General features: G+C 71.4%; 17 protein-coding genes. 10 read left to right on the forward strand and 7 right to left on the reverse strand.

Translation table 11 applies throughout. The annotated features are described in order from the left end of the window. Positions 1-82: 82 nt before the first annotated feature. Positions 83-898, reverse strand: coding sequence for a helix-turn-helix transcriptional regulator (locus tag WMI84_RS01505; protein ID WP_347350226.1), 816 nt, complete (start codon positions 896-898; stop codon positions 83-85). Between the two features lie 288 nt (positions 899-1,186). Here WMI84_RS01505 and WMI84_RS01510 point away from each other — a divergent pair, with 288 nt between their 5' ends. Then, entirely contained in the window at positions 1,187-2,020 is an 834-nt protein-coding gene (locus WMI84_RS01510; protein ID WP_347350227.1) for a hypothetical protein, read from the forward strand. Positions 2,021-2,159: 139 nt separating this feature from the next. On the opposite strand, the gene WMI84_RS01515 is transcribed toward WMI84_RS01510, so the two are convergent. Both WMI84_RS01515 and WMI84_RS01520 read right to left on the reverse strand, forming a co-directional pair. Next, the gene (locus tag WMI84_RS01515) at positions 2,160-3,197 is read right to left on the reverse strand and encodes a hemolysin family protein (protein WP_347350228.1); all 1,038 of its coding nucleotides are present in this window, start codon (positions 3,195-3,197) and stop codon (positions 2,160-2,162) included. A gap of 6 nt (positions 3,198-3,203) precedes the next feature. Continuing rightward, entirely contained in the window at positions 3,204-4,574 is a 1,371-nt protein-coding gene (locus WMI84_RS01520; RefSeq protein ID WP_347350229.1) for a hemolysin family protein, read from the reverse strand. A 126-nt stretch (positions 4,575-4,700) separates the two neighbouring features. On the opposite strand from WMI84_RS01520, the gene WMI84_RS01525 reads away from it, so the two are divergent. The 5 genes from WMI84_RS01525 to WMI84_RS01545 all read left to right on the forward strand — a co-directional run bounded on the left by WMI84_RS01525 (position 4,701) and on the right by WMI84_RS01545 (position 11,445). Then, positions 4,701-5,714, forward strand: coding sequence for an ABC transporter ATP-binding protein (locus tag WMI84_RS01525; protein WP_347350230.1), 1,014 nt, complete (start codon positions 4,701-4,703; stop codon positions 5,712-5,714). Further along, entirely contained in the window at positions 5,711-6,514 is an 804-nt protein-coding gene (locus WMI84_RS01530; RefSeq protein ID WP_347350231.1) for an ABC transporter permease subunit, read from the forward strand. The genes WMI84_RS01525 and WMI84_RS01530 overlap by 4 nt, the downstream gene beginning before the upstream one ends. Positions 6,515-6,671: 157 nt before the next feature. Next, positions 6,672-10,400, forward strand: a complete 3,729-nt coding sequence (locus WMI84_RS01535; protein WP_347350232.1) for a multifunctional oxoglutarate decarboxylase/oxoglutarate dehydrogenase thiamine pyrophosphate-binding subunit/dihydrolipoyllysine-residue succinyltransferase subunit — start codon at positions 6,672-6,674, stop codon at positions 10,398-10,400. Positions 10,401-10,488: 88 nt separating this feature from the next. Continuing rightward, positions 10,489-10,665, forward strand: a complete 177-nt coding sequence (locus tag WMI84_RS01540) for a DUF6104 family protein (protein WP_347350233.1) — start codon at positions 10,489-10,491, stop codon at positions 10,663-10,665. 3 nt (positions 10,666-10,668) lie between these two features. Then, positions 10,669-11,445, forward strand: coding sequence for a GDSL-type esterase/lipase family protein (locus WMI84_RS01545; protein WP_347350234.1), 777 nt, complete (start codon positions 10,669-10,671; stop codon positions 11,443-11,445). Here the strand turns inward: WMI84_RS01545 and WMI84_RS01550 are convergent. Further along, positions 11,438-11,863 (reverse strand): hypothetical protein, encoded by a 426-nt coding sequence (locus tag WMI84_RS01550; protein ID WP_347350235.1) that lies wholly within the window; start codon positions 11,861-11,863, stop codon positions 11,438-11,440. The two genes, WMI84_RS01545 and WMI84_RS01550, sit on opposite strands and share 8 nt — an antisense overlap. 291 nt (positions 11,864-12,154) lie before the next feature. Between WMI84_RS01550 and WMI84_RS01555 the strand changes: the two genes are divergently transcribed. Beyond that, positions 12,155-12,403, forward strand: a complete 249-nt coding sequence (locus tag WMI84_RS01555; RefSeq protein WP_347350236.1) for a WhiB family transcriptional regulator — start codon at positions 12,155-12,157, stop codon at positions 12,401-12,403. A 62-nt stretch (positions 12,404-12,465) separates the two neighbouring features. Here WMI84_RS01555 and WMI84_RS01560 read toward each other — a convergent pair whose 3' ends face one another. Then, a complete protein-coding gene (locus WMI84_RS01560) occupies positions 12,466-13,941 on the reverse strand; it encodes a histidine kinase N-terminal domain-containing protein (protein WP_347350237.1) in 1,476 nt (491 codons plus the stop codon). A 26-nt stretch (positions 13,942-13,967) separates the two neighbouring features. Further along, on the reverse strand, positions 13,968-18,962 hold the full coding sequence (locus WMI84_RS01565; RefSeq protein ID WP_347350238.1) for an NAD-glutamate dehydrogenase: 4,995 nt from the start codon (positions 18,960-18,962) through the stop codon (positions 13,968-13,970). Positions 18,963-19,114: 152 nt separating this feature from the next. Between WMI84_RS01565 and WMI84_RS01570 the strand changes: the two genes are divergently transcribed. The 3 genes from WMI84_RS01570 to WMI84_RS01580 are packed head-to-tail and all read left to right on the forward strand — an operon-like array spanning position 19,115 to position 20,379. Further along, entirely contained in the window at positions 19,115-19,384 is a 270-nt protein-coding gene (locus WMI84_RS01570; RefSeq protein ID WP_347350239.1) for a hypothetical protein, read from the forward strand. Beyond that, positions 19,374-19,871 (forward strand): hypothetical protein, encoded by a 498-nt coding sequence (locus WMI84_RS01575; protein ID WP_347350240.1) that lies wholly within the window; start codon positions 19,374-19,376, stop codon positions 19,869-19,871. The genes WMI84_RS01570 and WMI84_RS01575 overlap by 11 nt, the downstream gene beginning before the upstream one ends. 10 nt (positions 19,872-19,881) lie before the next feature. After that, positions 19,882-20,379, forward strand: coding sequence for a DUF2505 domain-containing protein (locus WMI84_RS01580; RefSeq protein WP_347350241.1), 498 nt, complete (start codon positions 19,882-19,884; stop codon positions 20,377-20,379). 72 nt (positions 20,380-20,451) lie between these two features. Here WMI84_RS01580 and pruA read toward each other — a convergent pair whose 3' ends face one another. Then, positions 20,452-22,080 (reverse strand): L-glutamate gamma-semialdehyde dehydrogenase, encoded by a 1,629-nt coding sequence (gene pruA / locus WMI84_RS01585; RefSeq protein WP_347350242.1) that lies wholly within the window; start codon positions 22,078-22,080, stop codon positions 20,452-20,454. Positions 22,081-22,208: the final 128 nt, after the last annotated feature.

The raw sequence follows: 22,208 nt of genomic DNA on the forward strand, positions 1-22,208 counted from the left end.
GCATACCGGGATGACCGGCCGCTCGACCTGCCGAGATCACATCAGGCCGGCAGCTGGGCCGACGCGCGGGGTCGGACGGGAGTCAGGCCCCCTCGCCCGGCCCGACCGCCGGCTGCACGAGCACCTGCGCCCGGGCTGCCGCGGCAGCCCGGGACGAGACGTGCAGCTCCGCGAAGATGTTGTCCAGGTGTTTTCGCACGGTGCCGGTCGAGACCAGCAGCCGAGCGCCGATCTCGGCGTTGGTGCAGCCCTGCGCCACCAGCTCGAGGACCTGGCGTTGTCGGTGCGTGATCCCGCCAAGCTGCGCCAGGTCCGCGCGGCGCCGACAGGCCCCGGCCAGATGCGGCAGCAGCAGGCCCAGGGCGAGCCGTTCGTCCGGCGAGAACGGGCAACGCCGCCGGCACAGCACCAGCCGGGCCCCACGAGGGGAGCTGCCCGGCAGCTCGACCACCAGGGCCTCGCCACCCGCCACGTCGTGCGGTGAGCCGCGTGGCGCGCCACCCTGGTACGCGGCGGCGGCTCCGACGACCCGGGCGACGCTGGCGTCCCCGGTGCTCGCCACCCCGTAGGGGTCCGCGAACGAGGCCGGGTCCTGGCACAGTGGGCAGGCCGGCACGTGCTCGGCGAGACCGGCCGCCGCCGGAGCCCGGCCCGGCCCGGGCCCGCCCGGGTGGCGCAGGTGGTGGGCGACCCGGCCCGTCGCGGTCAGGTCGAGGTACCAGGCCACGTCGCACGGGAGGGCCCGCCAGATCGCGGCGATCACATCGGCCGGCAGCCCGGTCGAGGCGGCGGCGCTGCCGGACCCGCGCGCCGCGCGTACCGCACTCCGGCCCGCCGGCGCGTCGACTCGGAGCGCGTCCAGCAGGCCGCGCAGGGTGGGGCCCCAGGAACTGTCCACACGTGCTCCTACGTATGGCGTCGACACGGCCGCACGGGCGCGACCCGAGAGCCCATGGGGGTGCGAAAGATACGTCGTCCTACGTATATCTCGATCCACTCGACTGTGTCAGCGTAATGGGAGAAATTCTGGCGGGCCGTCGGTCGAGGGAGTGGGCCGGGACGCCGCCCACCGGGCCGGGGCGGGGGGATCCGGGGGTCTGTCGTGAACCTCGTCCGGACGGATCGACCCGCCATCCGACGGGTCGGTGGGGGCCCGGTCACCGGGCCGGGAGACACAGGAGGACGGATGTCACTTCGACTTGTGCGAGCAGGTGCCGTCGGGGCCGTCGCCGCAGTGCTGGGCTTCGCCGGAGCCGGTGCGGCATCGGCGCAGGGCAACGGCCCGTTCCACTGCGCGGGCGGCGACTGGGCGCCCTACCCGGACTTCGCGAAGAACGCGCAGGTGCTCGGGTCCGGTACCTACGACGGCCTCGTCGTCTCGGGCCTCTGCATGGTGCCGGACCACGCCGTGGTGTCGGTGCAGGGCCCGGTCACGGTCCGACCGGGTGGCGTCCTCGCGGCAATGGGTCCCCAGACGACCCGGATCACGGGCCATGTCACCGTCGGCCGGGGCGCGATCCTCGCCTTGGGGGAGCCGTCACCCGAAGGGCCCGGACCCTACGAGCCGTCGCACGACTCGGTCACCGGAGGGATCACCGCCAACCAGCCGCTGGCCGTCTACCTCAACAACGCCAGGATCGTCGGACACGTCTCGGTCCGGGGCGGCGGACCCGGCGACCAGTGCGTCGACCCCGGATGGCCGCCGCTCGGGCACACCCTCACGATCAAGGACAACACGATCATCGGCGGGCTGAGCGCCCGAGGGTGGTCCGGCTGCTGGGCCGGCCTGTTGCGCAACACGATCGTCGGGTCGGTCACGTGGTCCGACATGTCGGCCAACCTGGCCTGGCCGCAGGGTCCGGACTCGAACGAGATCGTGGCCAACCGCATCGTCGGCAGCCTCTCCTGCTACCGCAACACGCCCGCGGCCCAGATCGGCGACGCGACGGGGAACCCGGCCAACGTGCCACCCACGAACAAGGTCGTCGGACCCAAGCGCGGAGAGTGCGCCGGGCTCTGACGCCGGGGGCCCGCGCGGGGAGGGAGGCCGCGGTGCGAGCGGGAGGTGAGCGGCATACCGGGGACGTATGCCGCTCACGCCGGGCCCGCACGCCGACGTCGGCGCGCGCCACACGGGTTCGCCTGCGCCGTACCAAGGGTCACCGCTGCGTGGTGTCGGTGACCTCGCCGACGAGCTCCTCGAGCACGTCCTCGAGGAACACCACGCCGGACACCGTCGCGGTGTCGTCGAGGACCCTGGCCAGGTGCGCGCCGGTCAGCTGCATCGTGGCCAGGACCTGCTCGATCTCGTCGCCGGCACGCACGGTCGCCAGCCGCCGGAACCGCTTGGGCGGGATCGGCTGCTCGTACCGTTCGTCGTCCGCGTAGAGGACGTCCTTCAGGTGCAGGTACCCGGCCACCTCCCCGGCCGCGTCCCTCACCGGGTAGCGCGAGAAGCCGTGCCTCGCCACGAGGTGCTCGATGTCGTCCGGCGTCGCCCCGAGCGCGACGCACACCAGCCGCTCCGTGGCGACGGCCACGTCCCCTGCCGTCTTGTCCGAGAACTCCAGCGTCTTGGAGACGAGGCCGTGCCGCTCCTCCTCGATCAGACCCTCCTGACGGGACTCGCTCAGGATCGCGGCCACCTCCTCGGCGGTGTAGGCCGAGGCGATCTCGTCCTTCGGCTCGACCCCGAGGAGCCGGACGAGGGCCTTGGCGGTCCGTTCCATGGCCCGCACCACGGGCCGGAGCAGGTTGGACAGGACGTGCAGCGGCGGCACGAGCAGCAGCGCCATCCGGTCCGGCCCGGCGATGGCGATGTTCTTCGGGATCATCTCGCCCACGACGACGTGCAGGTACGACACGATCAGCAGGGCGAAGGCGAGCGCCAACCCTCCGGCCCAGACCTCGGGCAGGCCGACGCCGTGCAGCGGCGGCTCGAGCAGGTCGTGCAGGGCCGCCTCCGCGAGGGCGCCGAGACCGACCGAGCAGACGGTGATGCCCAGCTGGGCCGTCACGAGCATCGCGCCGAGCCGCTCGAGGGCCACCAGCGCAGTGGCGGCTCGTCTGCTGCCGGCGTCGGCGAGCGGTTCCAGGGAGGAGCGGCGCACCGCCATGGCGGCGAACTCGGCGCCGACGAAGAACGCGTTGCCCAGCAGGAGCAGGACCGAGACGGCGAGCGCGGGACCGGTCGTCACCGTGCCTCACCGATCCCCGTCGTGGGCTCGGCGGCCCTCCGCGGACCCGGCCGGGCCGGGCTCGGTCGGGCCCGGCAGGGAGTCGGGGTGGGGCACGAACCGGAGCCGGTCGATGCGGCGGCCGGCCATCGCGACGACCAGGATCCGCCAGCCGGGGACGCCCACCACGTCACCGACCACGGGGATCCGGCCGAGCCGGGCCATCACGAAGCCGCCCATCGTCTCGTACTCGGGGCCGTCCGGGACGTCGGCGTCGAAGGCGTCGCGCACCTCGTCGGGGCGCCACAGCCCCGGCACCGTCCACGAGCCGTCCAGCCGGGCCCGGCCGTCCTGCCGGGCCCGGTCGTGCTCGTCGGCGACCTCGCCGACGATCTCCTCGACCACGTCCTCGAGGGTCACGATCCCGGAGGTGCCGCCGTACTCGTCCACGACGACGGCCATCTGGAAACCGCCCTGGCGCAGCTGGCGCAGCAGGGGGTCCAGCCGGATCGTCTCGGGCACCAGCAGACGCTCGGACATGAGGGCGGAGACGGGCACGTCCTTGCGACGCTCGTGCGGGACGGCCATCGCGTGCTTGACGTGCACCACGCCGTCGATGTCGTCCCAGTCGTCGCCGAGGACCGGGAAGCGCGAGTGCCCGGTGCGGCGCGACAGCCGCAGCACGTCCTCGGCCGACTCCTCGCGGTGGATCCCGGTGCACCTGACCCGGGGGGTCATGACGTCGTCGGCGGACCGCTCGCCGAAGCCGAGCGACCGGGTCAGCATCCGGGCCGTTGCCACGTCGAGCGTGCCCGCCTCGGCGGAGCGCTGGACGAGGCTGGTCAGCTCCTGGGGCGTCCGGGCCGCCGACAGCTCCTCCTGCGGCTCGATCCCCATGGCCCGCAGGGCCCGGTTGGCCGAGCCGTTGAGCAGCAGCACCAGGGGCTTGAACACGGCCGCGAAGAAACGTACCGGCAGGGCCACGACCTTGGCGGTGGCCAGCGGGGCCGAGATGCCCAGGAACTGCGCGAGCAGCTCCCCGCAGACCATGGAGAAGACCGTCACGATGACCAGCGCGGCGGCGCTCGAGACCGCGGCGGCCGCCCCCGCGGGCAGGCCGGCCGAGCCGAGCGGGCCGGCCAGCAGCGCGCCGACCGAGGGCTGGGCGAGATAGCCGACGACCAGTGTCGTCAGGGTTATCCCGACCTGCGCCGCGGACAGCTGCGTCGAGAGCTGGCTCAGGGACCGGAGCACGACCCGGGCCCGGCTGTCGCCCTCGTCGATGGCCCGCTGCACGAACGGGCGGTCGAGTGCGACGAGGCTGAACTCTGCTGCCACGAAGAGAGTGGTGCCGGCGGTCAGCACCACGGCGGCGAGCACCAGCAGCCACTCGGTCATGGTCTCCCCACTATATGGAGCGCCACTGCCCGACGACATGGAGCACCGGCACCCCGGATGCCCCGGAGCCCGCCTGCCCGGACGCTGTGGTTCGATGGGCGCGCACCATCGACGAGGAGACGACGCATGACAGCGGCACCCGAGCGCGGCCCGGGCCGGATCGAGATCCGTGGCCTGACGAAGCGGTTCGGGACGTTCACCGCCGTGGACGGGCTCGACTTCACGGTGCGACCGGGCCGGATCACCGGGTTCCTGGGGCCCAACGGCAGCGGCAAGACGACGACGCTGCGCATGCTGCTCGGGCTGATCCGTCCCACCGCCGGTACGGCGACCATCGACGGCCGCGCGTACCGCGACATCCCCGACCCGCTGCGCGTCGTCGGGTCGGCGCTCGAGGCGACCAGCTTCCACCCCGGTCGCACCGGGCGGGACCACCTCAGGGTCCTGGCCGCGGTGGCGGGGGTACCCGACCGCCGGGTCGACGAGCTGCTGGACCTGGTCGGCATCCCGGCCGCCGCGCGCCAGCGGGCCGGCGGCTACTCGATGGGGATGCGCCAGCGCCTGGGGCTGGCCGGCGCGCTGCTCGGCGACCCCCGGGTCATCATCCTGGACGAGCCGGCCAACGGCCTCGACCCCGAGGGCATCCGGTGGCTGCGCGGGTTCCTGCGCCACCTCTCGGGCGAGGGCCGCACGCTGCTCATCTCGAGCCACATGCTCGCCGAGGTGGAGCAGACCGTGGACGACATCGTCATCATCGCCAACGGCCGACGCGTCGCCGAGGGGACGATCGCGGACCTGCACGGGGACTCGGCGGCATACGTCCGCTCCTCCGACCTGCCCGCGCTGGAGACGGCGCTGCGCCGGGAGGGCATCGACTGCGCAGGCCGCGACGAGGGCCTCACGGTGCACAGCGGCGACCTGGCCCGGATCGGCGACATCGCCCTGGCAGCAGGGGTGGCGATCCACGAGCTGCGCGCCGAGCAGACCCGGCTGGAGGAGCTGTTCTTCAACCTGACCGAGTCGGCGGAGCACCGCAACCGCAACCTCGGCGGCCCGGGTGGTCCGCCGCCCGGGGCGCTCCCGCCCCCCACCGGACCACCCGTGTCGACGGCCGCACCGACCGAGGAGGTGGGCCGGTGAACGCGGTGATCCGGTCGGAGTTCCGCAAGTTCTTCACGACCCGCCTCTGGTGGGGCATGGCCATCGCGGTGTTCCTCAGCGGGGTCGCCTTCGCCACGATCATCGGGCTCGTCTTCACCAGCGGCGCCATGACCGGCGAGCAAGCCCCCGTCTACGCCCAGGACGACGCCGCCCTCGCGAAGACGGTCTTCACCAGCGGCATCCAGGTCGGCTACCTGCTGACGCTGGCGATCGGGATCATGATGATCGGCTCGGAGTACCGGCACGAGACGATCACGGCGACCTTCCTGGGCACTCCACGGCGTGGGCGCGTCATGGGCGCCAAGGTCGTCACGCTGCTCGGCATCGGGGCGATGTACGGCATCGTCTCCCTGCTCGGCTCGGTCGGGGCCGGCACGATCGTCCTGACCGCCAGGGGGCACAGCGCCTTCGGTGACCCCTCGGTCTGGCGCACCCTCGCGCTGTCCCTGCTGGTCCTCGGGCTCTGGGCCCTCATCGGCCTCGGCGCGGGCATCCTGATCCCCAACCAGGTGGCCGCGCTGCTCATCTCGATCGGGGTGGCCTGGATCGTCGAACCGATCCTCGGCGTGGTGCTCGCGATCCCGTCGTGGGGCCAGCACATCACGCCGTACCTGCCGAGCCAGGCGACGAGTGCGACGCTCGGCACCGTGAGCAGCGGGTTCGACGGCCGGGCCGTGACCCAGCTCGCCTGGTGGGCCGGGGCGCTCGTGCTCGCGGGGTATGCCGCCGTCATGGCCGGCCTCGGGACGTGGCGGACCGTGCGGGCGGACATCTCCTGACCCCGGCCCTGCGGGCACCGCGGGGTCGGTCCCGGATCCTCGTCACCCGCTCGCGACCGGGGTCGCAGGACGGGTGTCGGCAGGTCGGCGAGCGTGTCCCGGGCGGGCTAGGCTGGGCGCGTAACCGCCACGAGGTAACGAAAGAGGCGCAACCGCCGTGTCCGAGCAGCCCACTTCCCAAGACCCGATGGCAGCGTTCGGGCCGAACGAATGGCTCGTCGACGAGCTGTACCAGCAGTACCTGTCGGACAAGAACTCCGTGGACCGGGCCTGGTGGAGCTTCTTCGAGGACTACCGGTCCGATACCGGCCGGGGCGACGGCGACGGCACGGTGGCCGCGCCGGCCCGCCCCGACCGCCCTGTCGCGCCACCCCCGGCTGCTCCCGCTCCGGCCACGCTGCCGGCGGCTGCCACGGTAACGCCGACCGCTGCCGCCGAGCGCCCCTCACCGGCGCCGGCCGTCGTCGCGGAGGGCGACCTCGTCAGGCCGCTGCGCGGGGCCCCGGCGCGGGTCGTGACCAACATGAACGCCTCGCTCGAGGTGCCCACCGCGACCAGCGTGCGTGCCGTCCCGGCCAAGCTGCTGATCGACAACCGGGTCGTGATCAACAACCACCTGGCGCGCAGCCGCGGCGGCAAGGTCTCGTTCACGCACCTGATCGGCTACGCGATGATCAAGGCCCTCCGGCAGATGCCGGTGATGAACCACAGCTACGTGGTGCAGAACGGCAAGCCGGCCATCGTCGAGCCGGCCCACGTGGGGTTCGGCCTGGCCATCGACGTCCGCAAGGACGACGGCAGCCGCACCCTCGTCGTGCCCTCGATCAAGGCCGCCCAGGACATGGACTTCGTCCGGTTCTGGAACGCCTACGAGGACATCGTCCGCAAGGCCCGCGCCAACAAGCTGACCGTCGAGGACTTCCAGGGCACGACGATCTCCCTGACGAACCCGGGCGGGATCGGGACGGTCCACTCCGTGCCCCGCCTCATGCAGGGGCAGGGCACGATCATCGGCGTGGGCGCGCTGGAGTACCCGGCCGAGTGGCAGGGGGCCAGCCACGAGACGCTGAACCGCAACGCCGTCAGCAAGATCCTCACGCTCACCTCGACCTACGACCACCGGATCATCCAAGGGGCCCAGAGCGGCGACTTCCTCCGGATCATCCACCAGCTCCTCCTCGGCGCCGACAGCTTCTACGACGAGATCTTCGCCTCCCTGCGCATCCCGTACGAGCCGGTGCGCTGGATCCAGGACATCGACTCCTCGCACGACGACGACATCAACAAGGTCGCCCGGGTCCAGGAGCTGATCCACGCCTACCGGGTGCGCGGGCACCTGATGGCCGACACCGACCCGCTGGAGTACAAGCAGCGCCAGCACCCCGACCTCGACGTCACGACGCACGGGCTGACCCTGTGGGACCTCGACCGGACCTTCGCGACCGGCGGGTTCGGGGGTGCGCCGTTCCTCAAGCTGCGCAAGATCCTCGGCATCCTGCGCGACTCGTACTGTCGCACCGTCGGCATCGAGTACATGCACATCCAGGACCCCGACCAGCGCCAGTGGATCCAGGACAAGGTCGAGATCCCCTACGCGAAGATCACCCACGACGAGCAGCTGCGCATCCTGCGCCGGCTCAACGCGGCCGAGGCCTTCGAGACGTTCCTGCAGACCAAGTTCGTCGGCCAGAAGCGCTTCTCCCTCGAGGGTGGCGAGTCGGTCATCGCCCTGCTCGACCGGGTCCTGTGCCGTGCCGCCGCCGACGGGCTCGACGAGGTCTGCGTGGGGATGTCGCACCGCGGTCGCCTCAACGTGCTTGCCAACCTGGCCGGCAAGTCCTACGGCCAGATCTTCCGGGAGTTCGAGGGAATCCAGGACCCGCAGTCGGTCCAGGGCTCGGGCGACGTGAAGTACCACCTCGGCACCGAGGGCAAGTTCGTCGCCGAGGACGGCTCGATGACGAAGGTCTACCTGGCGGCCAACCCGTCCCATCTCGAGGCGGTCAACCCGGTGCTCGAGGGGATCGCGCGGGCCAAGCAGGACCGGCTCAACCTCGCCGGCCAGGACTTCACCGTGCTGCCCGTGCTCCTGCACGGCGACGCGGCCTTCGCCGGCCAGGGTGTCGTGGCCGAGACGCTCAACCTGTCCCAGCTGCGCGGCTACCGCACCGGCGGGACCGTCCACGTCGTGATCAACAACCAGGTCGGCTTCACCACCTCGCCGAGCTCGTCCAGGTCGTCGGTGTACTCGACGGACGTCGCCCGGATGATCCAGGCACCGATCTTCCACGTCAACGGCGACGACCCCGAGGCCTGCGTGCGGGTGGCCGAGCTGGCCTACGAGTTCCGGCAGACGTTCAACAAGGACGTCGTGGTCGACATGGTGTGCTACCGGCGCCGCGGCCACAACGAGGGCGACGACCCATCGATGACCCAGCCGCTGATGTACAACCTCATCGAGGCGAAGCGCTCCGTCCGCAAGCTCTACACCGAGTCGCTGATCGGCCGTGGCGACATCAGCGTCGAGGACGCGGCGTCGGCCCTCAAGGACTACCAACAGCAGCTCGAGCGGGTCTTCGTCGAGACCCGCGAGGCGACCCGGAAGCACGAGCACGAGTCACCGGCCGCTGCCCGGGGCGCCTCGGACGCGCCCGACAACGCGGGCCTGGAGAAGCCGACGGCCCAGGTGCTGGACGACCGGGCCCCGGTGCGCTCCTCGACGCAGACCGGCGTGCCGGTGGAGGAGCTCGTCCGGATCGGTGAGTCCTTCACCAAGCCGCCGGCCGGCTTCACCATCCATCCCAAGCTCGGGCAACTGATGGAGCGTCGGGCCCGGATGGTCCACGAGGGCGGCATCGACTGGCCCATGGCCGAGCTGCTCGCCTTCGGCACCCTCCTGCGGGAGGGCACCCCCATCCGACTGGCCGGCCAGGACACCCGCCGCGGCACGTTCGTGCAGCGCCATGCCGTCCTGATCGACAAGAAGACGGGAGACGAGTGGACGCCGCTGCTCTACCTCGGCGAGGGACAGGCCCGGTTCTGGATCTATGACTCGCTCCTGTCGGAGTACGCCGCGATGGGCTTCGAGTACGGCTACTCGGTCGAGCGACCGGACGCCCTCGTGCTGTGGGAGGCCCAGTTCGGCGACTTCGCCAACGGCGCCCAGACGATCGTCGACGAGTTCATCACCAGCTCCGAGCAGAAGTGGGGGCAGCGCTCCTCGGTCGTCCTGCTGCTGCCCCACGGCTACGAGGGGCAGGGGCCGGACCACTCCTCGGCCCGCATCGAGCGCTACCTGCAGCTGTGCGCGGAGAACAACATGACGGTCGCCTTCCCGTCCACGGCGGCGTCGTACTTCCACCTGCTGCGTCGCCAGGCCTACGCCCGCCCCCGGGTGCCGCTGATCGTCTTCACCCCGAAGTCGATGCTCCGCTCCCACGCGGCGGCCAGTCCGGTCGAGGCCTTCACGCAGGGCGGGTTCCAACCGGTCCTGCCCGACAGCCGTCCGCCCTCCGACCAGGTCGACCGCGTCCTGCTGTGCTCCGGCAAGATCGTGCACGAGCTGGAGGCCGAGCGCGAGAAGCGTGGCGACGACAAGATCGCGATCCTGCGGGTCGAGCGCCTCTACCCGATCCCGCTGGAGGAGATCCGCGATGCCGTGTCCGCCTACCCCAAGGCCGAGCTGGTCTGGGTGCAGGACGAGCCCCGCAACCAGGGTGCCTGGCCGCTGATGGCGCAATGGCTGCACGAGGACCTCATCCTGCTCGGGGAGACGCGCTCCCCCTGGGTCGTGGCACGCAAGGCCTCGGCCTCGCCGGCGACCGGCTCCTCGAAGAAGCACCATGCCGAGCAGGCCGAGCTGATGGACCGGGCCTTCGCCCGCTAGCGGTTCCGGTGCGGCTCGCGGGAGGTCCGGCCAGCCTTGTGCGACGGGCCTCCCGCGGCCCGGTGCACGCTCACGGTAGCCTCCAGACGTGTACTTCACCGATCGCGGCATCGAGGAGCTCGCGGCCCGGCGTGGCGAGGAGGAGGTCCGGCTCGACTGGCTGGCCGACCAGTTGCGCGCCTTCGTCGACCTCAACCCCGAGTTCGAGGTGCCGGTCGACCGCCTTGCCACTTGGCTGGCCCGGCTTGACGACGACGAGGACTGAGCAGTGACCCCTCCACAGACACCCCACCCCGAGAGCCGCTCGTTCGGGGTCGGCCCGGCCTACCCCTCCGAGCACCAGCAGTTCAGCGACAGCCGCCGGTCCGGGCAGACGACAGCCGGCCCGGCCGCGGGAGCACCCGAGGAGAGCGTCCGCCCGAGCCCCGTCGCACGGTCCGGGCCTGCGGACAGCGGGCGGGACGTCGGCATCGTCTTCCTCGGCGCCTCGCAGACGGCCGGCTACGGTGACCCCAAGGGCCTCGGGTGGGTCGGCCGCGTCGTCGCTCGCACCCAGCACCCCGACCTGGACCTGACGGCCTACAACCTGGGGGTGCGCGGCGACACCTCGGCCGATGTCGCGGCCCGCTGGGCCGCGGAGTGCCGACCGCGGTGGCGCGGCCGCGGCGAGCGGCGCCTCGTGCTTTCGGTGGGGACGAACGACGTCCTGACCGGGATGACCCTGGCCCGGTCCAGGCTCAACCTGGCCAACATCCTCGACGAGGCCAAGACGGCGGGGGTCGCGGTCTTCGTGGTGGGTCTCGCCCCGACCCTCGACCCCGAGCTCAACCACCGGGTGCTGGCCCTGGCCGAGGCGCAGGCCGACGTGTGCGGGCGGCGCAGCGTCACCTACGTCGACTGCTTCCGGCCCCTCGTGGGTCACGACCAGTGGATGGCCGACCTGGCCGCCAGCCCCGACCACGCGCACCCCGGGCAGGCCGGCTACGGCCTGATCGCCTGGCTGGTCCTGCACAACGGCTGGAACGACTGGCTCCGGATCAGCTGATCTCGTCGGCACCCCGGTGCGCCGGTCGATGGCGGCCGTCGGCCCGGACGGCACCAACCAACCCGGCGAGCGCGAGGACTGCCACCGCGAGGCCGATCGCGTTGCGTCCGGCGTCGTGCAGCGACCAGGCAACCGGGACGAGCAGCGCGTTCCACAGCATCGTCGGAGTGCGCGGCCAGCCGGCGCCGCGCAGCCAGGCCCGTCCGAGCAGGCCGGCGGCGATCGCGAAGACCAGGATCAGCCCGCCGAGGGTGCCGGCCCGCGTCAGGTCGTCGGTGGCGCCGTGGCCGATCTCGTAGCCGAAGAAGGCGGAGAAGCCCAGCAGGGCACAACTTTGCAGGATCATCACGAGCGCGGCGAGACGGCGTCCCGCCGCGGCGCGGCCACCGCCGCCGTGTCCTTGGTACGGACCTGCCACGCCCTCAGCGTACTTGCCCCAGGAGCAGCCGGCGGGGTGGGATCGGGCCCGGCACCTGCCTGCGGTAGTGTCCACATCTGCCGTGAACTGCCTCCGACCTATTGAGTACGGCCGCATGTGGCGGCACACTTGTTCCTGCGGACGCGTACGGAACACCTTCGTGCGCGTTTGTGTTGAGCAGGGAAGATTCCGTGGCTCGATGACGATCTGGCTCCGACAACGACGCTGGCGCCCCCATACCGCACCGCCTCGGTCAGGCAGTGCCACACTTGACGAAGGAGCACGATCCATATGGACTGGCGCGACCGCGCTGCCTGCCTCGATGTCGACCCGGAGCTGTTCTTCCCGATCGGGAACACCGGCCCGGCCATCGCGCAGATCGAGGAGGCCAAGGCGATCTGCCGGACCTGCCCCGTCATCGACATCTGCCTCAAGTTCGCGCTGGAGACCGGTCAGGACGCGGGCGTCTGGGGCGGGATGTCCGAGGACGAGCGGCGCTCGCTGAAGCGCCGCAACGCGAGGGCACGGCGCGCCGGCTGAGCAGGGTCACTCCGCGCTGCCGACGAAGCCCGGCGAGGTCTCTCGCCGGGCTCTCGCGTGTCTCACGGCAACGCCCGCAGGCTGGCCGTGAACCGGACTCGAGTGCCGCTGGGCCGGGCCGGCTCCCAGGTGATCCGGCCCTGCAGGTCCGCCACGAGCGACTGGACGATCTGGGTCCCGAGTCCGGAGCCGGGCGGGCGGGCCGGGTCGATGCCCAGGCCGTCGTCCTCGACGACGACCGCGACCATCGGCCGGCCACGGTCGTCGGTGCAGCGTTCTGCACTCACGGTGACCAGGCCGCCGCGGTCCGCCAGGCCGTGCTCGATCGCGTTCTGGACCAGCTCGCTGACGATCATCGCCAGCGACGTCGCATCCTCCGCCCGCAGCTGCCCGAAGCTGCCCCGCAGCTCGGTCCGGACACCATTGCCGTTGGCGGCGACATCGACGACCGCCCGAAGCCCGCGCTCGGCGATGGGGTCGAAGTCGACGGTCTCGTCGAATCCCTGGCTGAGCTGGTCGTGCACCATCGCGATCGTCCCGACCCGCCGCTCGGCCTCCTCGAGCGCGGCCCGGGCCTCTCCGTCCGGGACCCGACGGGCCTGCAGGCGCAGCAACGCCGCGACCGACTGCAGGTTGTTCTTGACGCGGTGGTGGATCTCGCGGATGATCGCGTCCTTCGTCATCAGCTCGCGCTCTCGGCGCCGGAGCTCTCCGACGTCGCGCAAGAGCACGACCGCCCCGAACCGCCGGCCCGACTCGGTGAGCGGTATCGCCCGCATGGACACGGTCGTGCCGCCGGCCTCCACCTCGGTACGCCAGGGCTGTCGTCCGGTCACGACCAACGCGAGGCCTTCGTCGACGAGGTAGTTCTCCCGCAGGTTGTCGGTCACGATCTGCGCGAGGCTCGCACCGACGACATCGCCGAGATGCCCGATCCGATGCAGGGCGGACACGGCGTTCGGGCTCGCATAGGTCACCACCCCGTCGACGTCGAGCCGAAGCACACCGTCGCCGACGCGGGGTGCGCCCCGCCGGACGCTCGCCGACGCCCCGGCGTGCGGGAACTCCCCCGCGGTCACCATCCGGCACAGTGCGTCGGCGGTGGCCAGGTAGGTGATCTCCAGCCGGCTCGGCGTGCGTGTCGTCCAGAGGTTGGTGTGCCTGGTCATGATCGCGATGACGTGGTCGCCCCGGATGACGGGGATGAACTCCTCCCGGATCGTCGTCTCCGGGTTCTCGGCGACCTGACGGACGCGGACGGCCCGACGGTCGGCCGCGGCCTCGTCCAACAGCCCGCGGATGCGTTCCGGGTCGGCGACCTGCCCGACCTGGTCCTCGACGAAGACGAGCTGGCCCGTCGTCGGACGCACGTGCGCAACCGCCTCCCACCCGCCGTCGACCGGCCGTACCCACAGCACGAGGTCGGCGAAGGAGAGGTCGGCGATCAGCTGCCAGTCACCGACGAGCAGATGCAGCCACTCGACGTCCGGGCCTGCCAAGGTGGTCCTGCCGCGCAGGAGCTCGGACAGCGTGGCCACACCGAGAGCCTACCCACCGACGGGCGTCACCCCGCCTCACCGTCGGCGGCCCCTGCACCGGCGCTCGCACCCGAGGCCGTCGCCGTCGCCGCGCGGGCCGGGGCAGGCGCGCCTCCGCCCGTCCGGGTCACCGTGCGCAGGGTCCGCAGCGCCACCGAGAGCGCCGCGATGCCCGGGTGGGACAACCGGTCGATGGGGCCCAACGACGCCCAGGCCCGTTCCAGTGCCTCGGAGTTGAGCTCGAACCACTGCTCGACACGCTGCTCCGGCGAGGCGCCGTGGTCGCTGACGACGAGCGCCGCATGGGTCAGCGCACTGAGCACCGAGTAGAGGTCGTCCCGCAGTGCCCCACGCGCCAAGGAGTCCCAACGGTTCTCCCGCGGGAGGTTGGTGACCCGCGTCAGGAGCGCGTCGACGGAGAACCGCTCCGAGAGGCGGAAGTAGGTCTCCATGACGTCACCCAGGTCGCTGCCGGTGTCCTCCGCCAGCGTGATGCAGTCGAGCAACGAGTACCGGTCGAGCAGGGAGGCCGTCTGCAGGGCCAGCTCCCCGGGGACCCCGGTGCCCTCGATCTCGGCCGCCCGGCTCAGCAACCGCTCTCGCTCGCTGCCCCTGAGCAGCTCGGAGATCCGGCCGGCGTACTGCTGGACACCCGGCCGGAACCGGTCGACCTCCGTGGCGATGTTGAACTCGCCCTTACGGTTCGTCAGGAACCAGCGGACCGCCCGGTCGAGGAGGCGCCGGAACTCGAGGTAGAGCACGGTCTGGGCCGAGGTCGTCACGACGTTGTCGGTGGTCTCGACCGCCCGCACGAAGGCAGGCAGGTCGAAGATCTCGCGACACACGACGTAGGCGCGTGCCACGTCGTCGGGCCCGGCTCCGGTCTCCTCGGAGGCGCGGAAGGCGAACGTGATCCCGCCGCGGTTGACCATCGAGTTGACCACCGAGTTGGTGATGATCTCACGCCGCAGCGGGTGCGCGTCGATGGCGGCGGCGTACTGCTCGCGTATCGGGGCCGGGAAGTAGTCGTGCAGCGTCTCGGCGAAGAACGGGTCGTCGGGCAGCCTCGAGGCGACGATCTGGCTCTTCAGGTAGAGCTTCGTGAAGGCCACGAGCACCGCGAACTCCGGCGACACCAGACCGAGGCCCGCCTTCTGGCGGCGCGCGATCTCGGCGGGGGGTGGGAGGAACTCGAGCGCCCGGTCGAGGTCCCCGTGCTCCGAGAGGAACTGGATGAGCCGTTCGTGCACGCTCAGCATCAGATGCTGCTGTGCGCGAGCGTTACCGAGCAGGACGTTCTGCTCGTAGTTGTCACGCAGGACCCGGTTGGCGACATCGTCGGTCATCGACTCGAGCAGCTCGTTGCGCCGCTCCAGCGACAGCTCGCCGCTTCGGACGGGCCCGCCCAGGGCGATCTTGATGTTGACCTCGTGGTCGGACGTGTCGACCCCGGCCGAGTTGTCGATGGCGTCGGTGTTGACGCGGATTCCGGCGAAGTCGGCCTCGATCCGGCCGAGCTGGCTCATCCCCAGGTTGCCGCCCTCGCCGACGACCTTGCAGCGCAGCTCCGCACCGTTGACCCGGATGCTGTCGTTGGCCCGGTCGCCGATCTGTCCGTTGGTCTCGGACGCCGCCTTGACGTAGGTGCCGATACCGCCGTTCCAGAGCAGGTCGACCGGGGCGAGAAGGATCGCCCGCATGAGCTCGGCCGGGGTGAGGGACGCGGTATCCGCGGGCAGCCCCAGCGCCGTCGCCATCTGGCCGGAGATGGGCACGGACTTCGCCGACCGCTCGAAGACGCCTCCGCCCGCGGAGATCAGGTCGCGGTTGTAGTCGCGCCAGGACGAGCCGGGCAGCTCGAACAGGCGGCGCCGCTCGGCGTACGAGCTCGCCGCGTCGGGCTCCGGGTCGACGAAGATGTTCCGGTGGTCGAACGCGGCCACCAGCCGGATGTGCTCGGACAACATCATCCCGTTGCCGAAGACGTCACCGCTCATGTCACCGATCCCCACCACGGTGAAGTCCTGCGCCTGGGTGTCGACGCCCATCTCACGGAAGTGTCGCTTCACCGACTCCCACGCACCGCGTGCGGTGATGCCCATGCCCTTGTGGTCGTACCCGGCCGAGCCTCCGGACGCGAAGGCGTCATGGAGCCAGTAGCCGTAGTCGGCCGACTTGCCGTTGGCGATGTCGGAGAACTTGGCGGTGCCCTTGTCGGCGGCGACGACGAGATACGTGTCGTCCTCGTCGTGCCGGACGACCCGGGGCGGCGGAACGGGCTTGCCGTCGACCAGGTTGTCCGTCACGTCGAGCATCCCGGAGATGAAGACCCGGTAGGCCTCGATCCCCTCGGCGAGCCAGGCCTTCCGGTCCACCGTCGGGTCGGGCAGCTGCTTGGCGTAGAAGCCACCCTTGGAGCCGGTCGGCACGATGACGGCGTTCTTGACCATCTGGGCCTTGACGAGGCCGAGGACCTCGGTGCGGAAGTCCTCGCGCCGGTCGGACCACCGCAGCCCACCTCGTGCGACCTTGCCGAACCGCAGGTGGACGCCCTCGACCTGCGGGCTGTAGACCCAGATCTCGAACATCGGGCGGGGTGCCGGCAGGTCCGGGATGGCCTTCGGGTCCAGCTTCAGCGAGACGTAGGGCTTCGGCCGGCCATCCTCGCCGACCTGGTAGTAGTTGGTGCGCAGGCTGCCGAGGATGATGCCCAGGAAGGCCCGGATGATGCGGTCCTGGTCGAGGCTGGCGACGCCGGTCAGCGCGTCCTTGATCTGCCCGACGATGACGTCCTCGCGCTCCTCGCGCTGTTCGCGGCCCGGTTCGTCGTCGGCGAAGGCGTCCGGGTCGAACCGGGTCTCGAACAGCTGGACGACGTCGCGGGCGATCGCCGGGTTGGCCACCAGCGCGGTCTCGATGTAGTCCTGCGAGAAGGTCGACCCGGTCTGGCGGAGGTACTTGGCCAGTGCGCGCACGATCACGACCTCACGCCAGCTGAGGTCGGCGGCGAGCACGAGCGCGTTGAACCCGTCCGACTCGATGACGCCGTCCCACACCGCGCGCACGGCCGACTCGAAGTAGGCGCTGATCTCGTCGCGTCGTGACCCGCTCCCCCAGTGCTGCGCGTCCTTGGCCCGCAGCCCGAAGTCGTAGATGTGCAGGCGCAGCCCGTCCGGGAAGCGGAGCTGGTAGGGACGCTCGTCGACAACCTCGAGGCCGAGGTCGGTGAACATGGGCAGGGTCTCGGTCAGCGACAGGCCCGCACGGCGATAGAGCTTGAAGCGTCGCTCGGTCGGTCCGCACGAGGGGTCGTCGTACAGGTGCAGCGCGGTGGCCTCAAGGGAGTCGTCGAGGGCGTCGATGCGCTCGAGGTCGGCCACGGCGGTCGTGACGTCGAAGTCCTCCTTGTACGCCTCGGGCAGTGCCTTGGCGTACGCAGCCATGGCCTGTGCGCCACCCTCGGCACCCCGGGCAGCGCGCAACGCCTCGGACAGGTCCTCCTCCCAGGTTCGGGTCGCGTCGATGACCCGCCGTTCGAGGGTCGCCACGTCGACCTCGGGGATCTCCTGCTCCGGCGCCATCCGGACGACGAAGTGCAGCTGGGCCAGGCTCGACTCGGTCACGCGCGTGGTGTAGTCGATGGTCTGCCCCTCGAAGGCCTCGAGGAGCAGTGCCTGGATCCGCAGCCGGACCGCGGTGTTGTAGCGGTCCCGGGGCAGGTACACCAGGCACGACATGAACCGGCCGAAGCCGTCGGGACGCAGGAAGAGCTTGGTCTTGCGCCGCTCCTGCAGGTGCAGCACGGCCGTGGCGATTTCGGTCAGCTGTCCGGCGCTGGTCTGGAGCAGCTCGTCGCGGGGGTAGGTCTCGAGGATCTGGACGATGTCCTTGCCGCTGTGGCTGTCGGCCGACAGCCCCGTGAGCCGCAGCACCTCCTGGGCGCGCACGTCGATCAGCGGGATGTCCTGGATCGTGTCGTTGTAGGCGGCCGACGTGAACAGCCCCAGGAAGCGCTGCTCACCCGTGCACGTACCGGCGTCGTCGAACCGCTTGATCGAGATGTAGTCGAGGTAGGCCTCGCGGTGGACCGTCGCCCGGGAGTTCGCCTTGGTGATGATCAGGATCGTCGAGTCCCGGGCCGCCCGGCTCGCCGCCGACGTCAGCACGTGGCCGGCCGCGCCCGGCCGGTCGTAGCGCAGCACGCCCAGCCCGGTGCCCGGCACCGACCGGGACACGTCCTTGCCGTCCTCGTGGTGGAGCGAGTACTCGCGGTAGCCCAGGAAGGTGAAGTGGTTCTCGGTGAGCCACCGGAGGAAACGCCCGGCCTCACTGGCCTCGTAGGGGTCGGTCCCGGCCGGTGCGGACGCCTCCAGCTGCGCCGCGATGGACAGGGCCTCGGCCCGCATCTTGGGCCAGTCCTCGACGGCGTCGCGCACGTCGTCGAGGGCGCCGCGCAGACGGGCCTCGACCTCGGACAGCCCCGCCTCCGGCACCCGGTCGATCTCCAGGTGCATCCACGACTCGTGCGTCACGCCCGCGGCCGGCACCTCGCCGTCGACCGTGTCGGTCAGGACCGCGTCGAGGCTACCGGTCATCGCCCGGCGGACCGACATCTGCGGGTGGATGATCAGGTGCACGCCGCGGTCGAAGCCGCCGAGCGCGGCGAGCACCGAGTCGACGAGGAAGGGCATGTCGTCCGTGACGATCTCGACCGCGGTGAGCGGGCTCTCCCAGCCGTCCCGCTCCGGGTCGGGGTTGAAGACCCGGACGTTGGCCGTGTCGGCCGTCCGGTCGCCGGCCAGCCGCCGCTGGGAGGCGGCGACGGCCGCCAGCCCGACCGGTGGTCGCGCCTGCAGGTCCTCGGTCGCGACATGACGGTAGAAGGTCTTGAGGTAGTCGCCGAAGTCGAAGGCCCCGGTCGTGCCCCCCTCTCCGGGAGCCGAGCGGCCGTTGCTCGGCACGGGTGAGGCCGCAGCGGCCTGGAGGATGTCCTTGCGAGAGCTGTCGAGTGACACAGACATGTCGGCGGTCGATTCCTTCGCGAGCTAGCCGTGCCGGCACCTCCTTGTGCCGGGCATCACAGCGAGCCTAGCCCCGACGAGGGCCGTTGGCGGAATCGAGGTCGGTGGAGAACTTCCCGAGGATCTGCCCGAACCTGTCTAGGGTGAGGGGCATGGCCGATGTGGACGTCACGCCCGGACCCTCGGCACGGGTGGCGCGGGCGCTCGTCGACGGCAGGTCCCTGACCCGTGACCTCGCCGCGGACCTGCTGACGCACCTGCCCGAGCTGGGCAGCGCGTCGACCCAGGGGCGGCTGGACGCCTGGGTCGAGCAGGCGTCGGAGGCGTTGCTCGCGGTGTCGGACGCGCTCGGGGAGCGGCTGCTCGACCGGGTCGGGCCACCGGATGCGACCGTGGGTCGGCGGTGCTGCGGTGGTCCCTGAGGCCGCCGACCCGGTCTCGACGTCGGCCCTGGGCGGCGCGCTTCGCACGCACGCGCTCACCTTGGTGGGCCTGCTGGAGCTGCTGGGCGAGCCCGCTGCGGTCGGACCCTCGGATGGCGCCCCCGAGACCTGCCGGGAACGTGACCTCATCAGGGCCGTGGCCGACGAGCTGGACCGGATCGGGGCGGTGCTGCAACGGCTCGCCACGGGCGACGTGGAACGCTCGGTCCGGCGCCGGAACCTGCGCAGGGAGGCGGCGCGGCACGAGCTCGACATCGAGGGGACCCGGGTGTGCCCGCGGCCCGGCCCGAGCAGGGTGGCGCCGGACACCCGGGCACAGGTTCGCGAGCGGCTCCAGGAGCTGCTCAACCGGGTCGCCGCCGCGCAGGGTCGGGACCTCGCCTCGTTCTCGCGGGACCTCGACGTGTCCCTGGTGGTGCTGCGGGGGATCTCCGAGCGGGCCCGGTCGGTGCAGACCGTGCAATAGCGTGTCCTCCATGAAGATCTCCGAGACGGTCGAGTATCCCGCCGCCCCCGATGTGGTGTTCGCGATGCTCACCGACGAGCGGTTCCAGGGACGCAAGTGCGAGCAGGCCGGGGCCCTGTCGCACGACGTGGCCGTGACCCGGCTGGACGCCGGCCGCCGGGTCGTGACCAGGCGCGAGCTGCCGACGGAGAACCTGCCGGACTTCGCCAAGTCCCTGATCGGGCGACGCCTGATGATCACGGAGACGTACGAGTGGGCCGCCCCGGACGGCGACGGCTCACGCACCGGTGAGCTCACCGTGGAGCTCGGCGGGGCTCCTGTCTCGTTGCGGGCCAGGCTCGCACTCGTGCCGGCGGGCAACGGCACGCAGATGCGCCTGGACGGCAAGCTCAAGGCCTCGGTGCCACTCATCGGCGGCCGGATCGAGAGGACTGCCGCACCGGCGATAATCGACGGGATCCGCAGCGAGGGCACCGTGGGTCGCGCCTGGCTGTCCGAACAGCGCTGATCACGCCGGGCTGGTCGCGACGCCTCCCACCACCTTCCCGCGGCTCCGCCCGGTCGCTCCGGGGCGGCCGGGTCAGCCCATGTGCGGGTAGCGCCACTGCGTCGGGGGCGCGAACGTCTCCTTGATCGCGCGGACGCTGGTCCAGCGGAGCAGGTTCTGCGGCGCCCCCGCCTTGTCGTTGGTGCCCGAGGCGCGACCGCCGCCGAACGGCTGCTGCCCGACGATGGCACCGGTCGGCTTGTCGTTGATGTAGAAGTTCCCGGCCGCGAAGCGCAGCCGTTCCGTGGCCGCGGCGATCGCCCTCCTGTCCTGGGCGAAGATCGAGCCGGTCAGCGCGTAGGGCGCGAACGACTCCATCTGGTCGACGACGGCGTCGAACTGCCCGTCGGGGAAGACGTGCACGGCCAGGATCGGCCCGAAGTACTCGGTGGCGAACATCTCGTCCCCACGGTCCTTGACCTCGATCACGGTCGGGCGCACGAACCAACCGACCGTGTCGTCGTAGGTGCCACCCGCGACAACCTCGATCCCCTCCGCGGCGTGCGCCCGGTCGATGGCCCCCTTGTGCTTGGCGAAGGCTCGCTCGTCGATGACGGCGCCCATGAAGTTGCCGAAGTCGGTGACGTCGCCCTGCGGCAGGTCGTTCGTGGTCGCGACCAGGTCGTCGCGGATCCGCGCCCAGACCGACTCGGGCACGTACGCCCGCGACGCCGCCGAGCACTTCTGCCCCTGGTATTCGAAGGCGCCACGCACCATCGCGGTGCGCAGCACCGCCGGGTCCGCGGAGGGGTGCGCGACGATGAAGTCCTTGCCGCCCGTCTCGCCGACCAGGCGTGGGTAGGCCTTGTAGTTGCGGATGTTCGCGCCGACCTCGGCCCACAGGTGCTGGAACGTCGGCGTCGAGCCGGTGAAGTGGATCCCGGCCAGGTCCGGGTCGTGCAGTGCGACCTCGGAGACGTGGATGCCGTCGCCGGTGACCATGTTGATCACCCCCGGAGGCAGCCCCGCGGCCTCGAGCAGCTCCATGATGACCTGGGCGGCCAGCTGCTGGGTGGGCGAGGGCTTCCACACGACGGTGTTGCCCATGAGGGCGGGGGCCGTCGGCAGGTTGCCGGCGATCGAGGTGAAGTTGAACGGGGTGATCGCGTAGACGAAACCTTCGAGCGGGCGGTGGTCGGCTCGGTTCCAGACGCCACGCGAGTTCAGCGGTGGCTGGTCGGCGAGGATCTGACGGGCGTAGTACGCGTTGATGCGCCAGAAGTCGATCAGCTCGCACGCGCTGTCGATCTCGGCCTGGTACGGGGTCTTGGACTGGCCCAGCATCGTCGCGGCGTTCATCCGGGCCCGCCATGGTCCGGACAGCAGCTCGGCCGCCTTGAGCAGGATCGATGCCCGGTCGTCGAACGAGAGCGCCCGCCACCCGGGAGCTGCGTCCTTGGCCGCTGCGACGGCCCGACGAGCCTCTGCCACGGTGGTGTTGTGCAGCACGCCGAGCACGACCTCGCGCCGGTCCGGACGGCGGACCTCGATCGGCTCGCCCGAGCCGACCACGCGTTCGCCGCCGATGGTCGCGGGCAGCTGCGTCTGTGTGGATCCGAGCTGCGCGAGCGCGGCCGTCAGGGCCGCTCGCTCCGGTGACCCGGGTGCGTAGTCGAGGACCGGCTCGTTGACCGGTGCGGGAAGCTGGGTGACTGCGTCCATGTCAGGACTCCTGATGATCGACGACGGGCGCGCGCCCGGCGCACCCACCCTCATCGTCTCATCGCCCAGGACCTCGATCGCCCGCGGAGTCCGGGCCCCGAACGGCAGGTCCGCCCGGGTAGGGACCG

This window comes from Intrasporangium sp. (assembly GCF_039812505.1).
Taxonomy (GTDB): domain Bacteria; phylum Actinomycetota; class Actinomycetes; order Actinomycetales; family Dermatophilaceae; genus Intrasporangium_A.